Below are 7330 nucleotides of genomic sequence, written 5' to 3' on the forward strand. Positions count from 1 at the left end.
CGGCTGGTAGGGCGAGCCGTTCCAGCACGGCGGCTTCACCGTGGCGGAGCAGAACTGGATGCGCGCCCTGACGTCGGCGACGGGCGTCCCGATCACACCTGACAGCCGCTCCAGCACGGCCTGTCCGGAGTCCTTCTGCCGGTCGGTGACCGATCGGTTCACCGATATGACCAGGGAGGTCCGGTTACGGACGAGGGGCCGCCCCTGGTCGTCCACGATCAGGCCACGGATCGCCGGGGTGACGACCTCACGGACCCGGTTGGTCTCGGCGAGATGGCGGTAGTGGTCACCGTCGAGTATCTGCAGGGTCCACAGCCGGGCACCAAGTGTGATCAGCAGGGATACCGCCAGGACGCGCAGGACGACCAGCCGCACCCGAATGCGGTCGTCCAGGGACTCCTCCGGGGGGCCCGGCCGTCGCGCTCGTCCCCCGATCACATCTGCTCCCTGTGCAGGCGCCGCAGCCCGGCGGTGACCAGCGGGAAGACGACCGGGGTCAGCACCAGCGCGTAGAGCGCCGCGCCGAGCGCGCGCAGCAGCGTCTGGGTACCGGTCAGGCTCGGCTGGCCGATGATGCCGGCCATCGCGGCGTGACCGGCCGTCCCGAGCGCCGACGCGGCGGCGGCGACGGCCAGCGGCAGGTAGGCCGACCGGTCGGTCTCCTCGCCGACGAGCCCCACCCCGTACCCGACCAGCGAGAAGACCATCGCGGTCTGGCCGAGGACGTGTGTGGAGAGCAGGTCCGCGAGCACGCCGACGCTGAAGCCGACGACCGCGCCGGTGACGGGTCCCTGGCACAGCGCCACGAAGCAGAGCACGACCAGGACGATGTCGGGGCTGCCCAGCGGCAGGCGCAGCGCGGCGATGACGGACACCTGCAGCACGATCAGGACGGCCATCACGGCGACGGTGACCACGACGATCCTGCCCCGCGGCTCGGCCGCGCGCGTACCCGTGTCCCACATGATCCCGCCTCAGCCGGTGGACGTCCTCGCCGCGGGGGCGAGCGTCGCTGTCGGGGAGATCCGCACGGGCAGGCCTGGCGACGGCGACGCGGTGGCCGGTGGCCGGGACGGCGTGGCAGCCGGCGGCGCGGCGGTCGGCGGCGGTATCGGACGTGGTGGCAGCAGCCGGTCGCCCGGATCGGTGGCGGGTCGGCCGACGACGACGCCGACGAGGTCCAGTGAGCCCAGGGCGGCGAAGGTGGTGACCTCGGCCGAGTGCGAGAGCCCCCCGCCGGAGTCCAGGACCTTGGTGACGACGCCGATCGGCACCCCGCCGGCATAGTCGACGCTGCCGAACGTCACCAGACGATCGCCCGTCTTCACCTGGAGGGTGGCGTCGTAGAGGGTGAAGGTCAGGCTGCCGGAGGTGCCCCGGCCGGTCACCGCGCCGAGCAGCCTGGTGTTCTCCAGCCGGGCGCCGACGTGGCTGGCCGGGCTGGAGACCAGCCGGACCACGGCGGTGTGGGCGGTGGCGGTCAGGACGGTGCCGACCAGCCCGTCATTGTTGATCACCAGCCTGTCCGGGGCGATGCCGTCGGCGCTGCCGGCGTTGATCGTGACCGTCCAGTCCGTCCCCGTGATGTCACCGATCGCCACGACCCTGGCCGGAATGATCGTGTACTCTCCCCTGTCGGCGAGCAGCCGCAGGCTGGACAGCGCCGCGGCCTGCCGCCGCACCTCCTCGTCCTCGGCGAGGCGCCGGCGCAGCTCGGCGTTTTCCGCGGCGAGGGCATCCGCGCGTTTCTGGTACCGGTTGGGATGGGCCAGCGCGGACAGGGTGCGCCCGATCGGACGGGTGACCGTGCTGACCGCCCCCTCGACCCCGCCGAACGCCTCGCGCAGGGCACCGCGCACGCCGGACGAACGCTCGCTCGAACGGTAGTCGATGGTGATCAGAGTAAAGGCCACGACGAGCAACACGATTATGATCATGCGGGAACGCCGGGTGTCACGTCCCACCACCGGCCTCCGTACCTGAAGAGATCCCCCGTGCCTGCGGACGGTCAGCGACGGGGCTCGGAGATGAGTACCTGCTGCAACGCCTCGAACTCCTCCACACACTTGCCGGAGCCCATGGCGACCGAGTGCAGCGGGTTGTCGGCTATGTGGATCGGCATGCCGGTCTCGTGGCGCAGGCGTTCGTCCAGTCCGCGCAGGAGCGCTCCGCCACCGGTCAGCACGATCCCGCGGTCCATGATGTCGCCGGAGAGCTCCGGGGGGCACTTGTCGAGCGTGACCTTGACCGCGTCGATGACCGCGTTCACCGGCTCCTCGATCGCCTTACGGATCTCCTCCGCGGTGACGACGATGGTCTTGGGCAGACCCGAGACCAGGTCCCGGCCGCGGATCTCGGCGCTCGGCTCGTCCGACATCTTGTGCGCGGAACCGATGGCCATCTTGATCTCCTCCGCCGTCCGCTCACCGAGCATGAGCGAATACTCCTTCTTGACGTAGGAGATGATGGCCGTGTCCAGTTCGTCCCCGGCGGTCCGGATGGACTGGCTGGTCACGATCCCGCCGAGGGAGATCACCGCCACCTCGGTGGTGCCGCCGCCGATATCGACCACCATGTTGCCGGTGGGTTCGTGCACGGGCAGACCGGCTCCGATGGCCGCGGCCATCGGCTCCTCGATGATGTAGACCTTGCGCGCGCCGGCCTGGTAGCCGGCGTCCTTCACCGCCCGCTGCTCGACCCCGGTGATACCGGAGGGGACGCAGACGACCAGCCGCGGCTTGGCGAAGTGCCGGCGCCGATGGACCTTCTGGATGAAGTAGCGCAGCATGCGCTCGGTGGTGTCGAAATCCGCGATGACGCCGTCCTTGAGCGGACGGATCGCGACGACGTTGCCGGGCGTGCGGCCGATCATCCGCTTCGCCTCGGTCCCGACGGCGAGGATGCCTGTCGTGGTGGTGTTTATCGCGACCACGCTGGGTTCGTTCAGGACGATTCCGCGGCCACGGACGTAGACGAGGGTGTTGGCGGTGCCAAGATCCACGGCCATGTCACGGCCTAGGAACGACAGCGAACTGGACATCGTCGGATGCCGGCCTTCCCGGGTGTGGGGTCTGGGTGCGCACGCAGGCTGTGCGGGGTGTGCAAGGCAGGCGGTGTCCGTAACGATGTCGTGTCCACTGCTTGTTCGACGAGCCCCATCCAATAGTCCAGTAGTCCGGCAATCCAGTAGAGACGCTGTTGCAGATACCTGCTGTTGCAGACACCAAAGAGCGTAAACCGGGCCCCTCGAGCCTGCCGTAGGTGTGCGGATACGTGGCGTGCGACGGTTCACCTGCCACGCCGGGTCACCAGGCCTGTCAGCCCCGACCCGTACGATCAGTTCTAACACTCGGAGTAGCAAAGATGCTACCTGAGACAACCCGATGAAGGCGCCCGGAGTAACAACATTGCGTAACCCTCACGAATGTAACCTGCATGAACCAGACCCGTACGAACTTGGACACCCACCCGTCGGGTGTGGCGCTCCGGTGGGCAGCACGCCGCCGATGCGCCACACCCGGCCTCCGTTCTCAGGGCCGGAGCGGGTCCGCGGGCCGAGCGGAACCAACCGTCAGCTCAGCCCCGGGAAGAACAGGTCGATCTCGCGCTTGGCGGACTCGGGCGAGTCGGAGCCGTGGACGAGGTTCTGCCCGATCTCCAGGGCGTAGTCGCCGCGCAGGGATCCCGGGGTGGCCTTGACCGGGTCGGTGGCGCCGATCAGGCCACGCGCCGCCTCGACCGCCCGTGGGCCCTCGGCCACCAGCGCGACCAGCGGGCCGGAGACGATGAAGTCGACCAGCTCGCCGAAGAACGGCTTGGCTGCATGCTCGCCGTAGTGGGTCTCGGCGACCGAGCGCTGAAGGGTGCGCAGTTCGAGGGCGACCAGGGTCAGCCCCTTGCGTTCCAGCCGGCCGACGACCTCGCCGACGAGGCCACGGCTGACGCCATCGGGCTTGACCAGAACGAGGGTGCGTTCGACGGACACGGAACTCCTTCTCCTAGCTGCTCGCGTGGACAGCCGCGGTCCTCCGACGGCTGCTGTGGACCTTATCCACCGCCACGCCACGTTATCCACCGCCACGCCACGTTCGGCTCACTGGCAACATCTACCAGCTGACATCTACCGGTCAACTTCTGCCGGTCGACATCTACCGGCCAGCAGACGTCGACCAGCGGGTGCCGGTCAACCTACCCGTCAGCGACGCAGCAGGTGCCGAGCCTCCCCCACCGTCACCAACGATCCGGTCACCACGACCCCGGCGCCGCCGAGGTCACCGTCCCGCTCGGCCAGCCGGACGCCGGCATCGAGGGCGTCGTCCAGGCGGACGGCGACCTCCACCCGGTCGGGGCCGAAGACGTCCACCGCGACCGCCGCGAGGTCGTCGACGGGCATCGCCCGTGGTGATCCGCTCTGGGTGACGACAACGTCGTGCAGCACCGGTTCGAGGGCGGCGAGGATGCCGGCAGCGTCCTTGTCGGCGAGCATCCCCACGACGCCGACAAGGCGGTCGAAGCCGAACTCCTCGTCCAGCGCCTGGACGAGCGCCCGCGCGCCCGCGAGGTTGTGCGCGCCGTCCAGCAGCACCGTGGGCGAGCGGCGGACCACCTCCAGGCGTCCCGGGGAGTCGGCCTGGGCGAAGCCGGCGCGCACCGCGTCGATGTCGAGCGGCTCCCGGCCGCCGCCGAGGAAGCTCTCGACGGCCACCAGCGCGCATGCGGCGTTGTGCGCCTGATGCTGCCCGTGCAACGGCAGGAACAGGTCCTCGTAGACACCGCCGAGACCACGGATAGTAATCGCCTGACCGCCGACGGCGATGGTGCGGCCGAGTACCCCGAACTCCAGCCCCTCCCGCGCCACTGTCGCCCCCACCTCGGCGCACCGGCGCAGCAGCACCTCGGCGGCCGGCAGCGGCTGCTGGGCGAGCACGACGAGCGCGCCCGGATGAATGATCCCGGCCTTCTCCGCCGCCACCGCCTCCGGGGTGTCCCCGAGCTCCGGATGGTCGATGGAGATCGGGGTCACGACCGCCACTCCGGCGTCGATGACGTTGGTCGCGTCCCAGGTCCCGCCCATCCCGACCTCGACGACGGCGACGTCGACCGGCGCGTCCGCGAACGCGGAGAAGGCCATCGCGGTCAGCAGCTCGAAGAAGGTGACCCGCTCCGGATGCCGGCCGTCGACGAGCTCCGCGTACGCGATGACGTCGTCGTAGGCCCGGGTGAAGACCTCCGGCACGGCGGGCCGGCCGTCCAGGCTGATGCGTTCGGTGACGCTCTCCAGATGCGGGGAGGTGTACCGGCCGGGTCTGATCCCGAACGCGCGCAGCAGCGAGTCCGCCATCCGGGCGGTGGAGGTCTTGCCGTTGGTCCCGGTCAGGTGGATCGACGGGTAGGCCCGCTGCGGCTGGCCCAGCAGGTCGACAAGGTCACGCATGCGGTCGAGGTCCGGGAGCATGCGGTGCGGGAAACGTCCGGCCAGGGCCTTCTCGACCCGGGCGAGACCGCCGTCGTCGCTCAGCAGACCCTCGTCGCTCGGGCCCGCGCCGCCCGGGCCGGCGTCGTCCGCCCCCACGTCAGGCCGACTTCTCCTGGCGAGGGGTCCGCTTGGACGAGGCGACGTCACGGTCGCGCGGCACCAGCGTCGGGTTGACGTGTTCCAGGACGACCTCGCGCGTCACCACGGCCCGGGCGACGTCCTTGCGGCTGGGGATGTCGTACATGACCGACAACAGGACCTCTTCCATGATCGCGCGTAGCCCGCGGGCGCCGGTCCCGCGCAGGATCGCCTGGTCCGCGATCGCGTCGAGGGCGTCCGCGGTGAAGTCGAGGTCGACCCCGTCCAGCTCGAACAGTTTCTTGTACTGCCGGACCAGCGCGTTCTTCGGCTCGGTGAGAATGCGGATCAACGCTTCCCGGTCGAGGTTCGAGACGCTGGTGATCATGGGCAGGCGGCCGATGAACTCGGGAATCATCCCGTACTTGAGCAGGTCCTCCGGCATGACGTCGGAGAAGACCTTCGCGGCGTCCGGATCGTCCTTCCCGTGCAGAACCGCCCGGAATCCCAGGGATTTCTTGCCGATGCGCGCGTCGATGATACGGTCAAGCCCGGCAAAAGCTCCACCCACGATGAACAGGACATTTGTGGTGTCTATCTGGATGAATTCCTGGTGGGGGTGCTTGCGACCACCCTGGGGCGGCACGCTCGCGGTCGTCCCCTCCAGTATTTTCAGCAGCGCCTGCTGAACCCCCTCGCCGGAGACGTCCCGGGTGATACTCGGGTTCTCCGACTTACGCGCGATCTTGTCGACCTCGTCGATGTAGATGATGCCGGTCTCGGCCTTCTTGACATCGTAGTCGGCGGCCTGGATGAGTTTGAGCAGGATGTTCTCGACATCCTCGCCCACGTAACCGGCCTCGGTGAGCGCCGTCGCGTCCGCGATCGCGAACGGGACGTTGAGCATCCGGGCGAGAGTCTGCGCGAGCAGTGTCTTGCCGCAGCCGGTGGGCCCCAGCAGCAGGATGTTGCTCTTGGCGAGCTCCACGTCACCCTTGGCGTCGCCGCCGGCCCCACCGGCCTGGACCCGCTTGTAATGGTTGTAGACGGCAACCGACAGGGTCTTCTTGGCCTGCTCCTGGCCGACGACGTAGCTGTCCAGAAACTCGTAGATCTCGCGGGGCTTCGGCAGCTCGTCCCACTTGAGATCGGAGGATTCCGACAGCTCCTCCTCAATGATCTCGTTGCAGAGATCGATGCACTCGTCGCAGATGTAGACACCGGGCCCGGCGATGAGCTTCTTCACCTGTTTCTGGGACTTGCCGCAGAACGAGCACTTGAGCAGGTCGCCGCCGTCACCTATGCGTGCCACCGAGGACTCAGTCCCTTCGTCCAGACGATGGTGTCGCCTGCAGGTCAGGGGCGGTCTGGCCGCCCAGTCGTCGCCTGTCTGTTACTATCCTGCCCGCGTTACCGACTGTTGCACATGCCGGCGACATCGGGCTGATGGCCGTCACATCCTCGTGTGGGGACCGTACCCCGTACAGACGCCCGGTGAGAGCTCTATCGCGCGGCTCGCGCAGATCAGCCCACGGTCCGGCGGCCGCGTCCGCGGACGCCCGCGCCGTACGGATTGAGCCCGGGCACGCCGTGGGCACGGCAGCCACCGCGCCGACCGGCCGTCCATTTGATCACCTGCCGCCCGATACACGCCCGACATCGTGGTGAAACAGCCTCGGACGCCCCCACGGACGGCCGGGGGCAACACGATCGCATGCCTTCCGCGCCCCGGACACCCGGGGCTGCCCACCGCGGCGGGCCGGCGGGGCTGGCCCG

At 69.1% G+C, this 7330-nt stretch carries 6 protein-coding genes and 1 pseudogene (1 of these 7 running past the window's edge); all 7 read right to left on the bottom strand.

Annotated elements, in window-relative coordinates:
* Window positions 1-393: pseudogene (gene mrdA / locus FrCorBMG51_RS10610) on the bottom strand (penicillin-binding protein 2) (its annotated part extends 1670 nt beyond the left edge of the window); the annotation flags it as partial.
* 41 nt (window positions 394-434) lie between these two features.
* Window positions 435-965, bottom strand: coding sequence for a rod shape-determining protein MreD (mreD, locus tag FrCorBMG51_RS10615; protein ID WP_047222881.1), 531 nt, complete (start codon window positions 963-965; stop codon window positions 435-437).
* A gap of 9 nt (window positions 966-974) precedes the next feature.
* On the bottom strand, window positions 975-1964 hold the full coding sequence (gene mreC / locus FrCorBMG51_RS10620) for a rod shape-determining protein MreC (RefSeq protein WP_047222882.1): 990 nt from the start codon (window positions 1962-1964) through the stop codon (window positions 975-977).
* A 44-nt stretch (window positions 1965-2008) separates the two neighbouring features.
* Complete coding sequence (locus FrCorBMG51_RS10625; protein WP_013872948.1) at window positions 2009-3040, bottom strand: rod shape-determining protein; 1032 nt, start codon at window positions 3038-3040, stop codon at window positions 2009-2011.
* A 531-nt stretch (window positions 3041-3571) separates the two neighbouring features.
* The gene (gene ndk, locus FrCorBMG51_RS10630) at window positions 3572-3985 is read right to left on the bottom strand and encodes a nucleoside-diphosphate kinase (RefSeq protein WP_047222883.1); all 414 of its coding nucleotides are present in this window, start codon (window positions 3983-3985) and stop codon (window positions 3572-3574) included.
* A gap of 210 nt (window positions 3986-4195) precedes the next feature.
* Window positions 4196-5572 (bottom strand): bifunctional folylpolyglutamate synthase/dihydrofolate synthase, encoded by a 1377-nt coding sequence (locus tag FrCorBMG51_RS10635; RefSeq protein WP_047222884.1) that lies wholly within the window; start codon window positions 5570-5572, stop codon window positions 4196-4198.
* A 1-nt stretch (window position 5573) separates the two neighbouring features.
* Window positions 5574-6866 carry an ATP-dependent Clp protease ATP-binding subunit ClpX gene (clpX, locus tag FrCorBMG51_RS10640; RefSeq protein ID WP_047222885.1) on the bottom strand — a complete coding sequence of 431 codons (1293 nt, stop codon included), beginning with the start codon at window positions 6864-6866 and terminating at the stop codon, window positions 5574-5576.
* Window positions 6867-7330 lie beyond the last annotated feature (464 nt).

The sequence above is a fragment of the Protofrankia coriariae genome (genome assembly GCF_001017755.1).
Lineage (GTDB): Bacteria > Actinomycetota > Actinomycetes > Frankiales > Frankiaceae > Protofrankia > Protofrankia coriariae.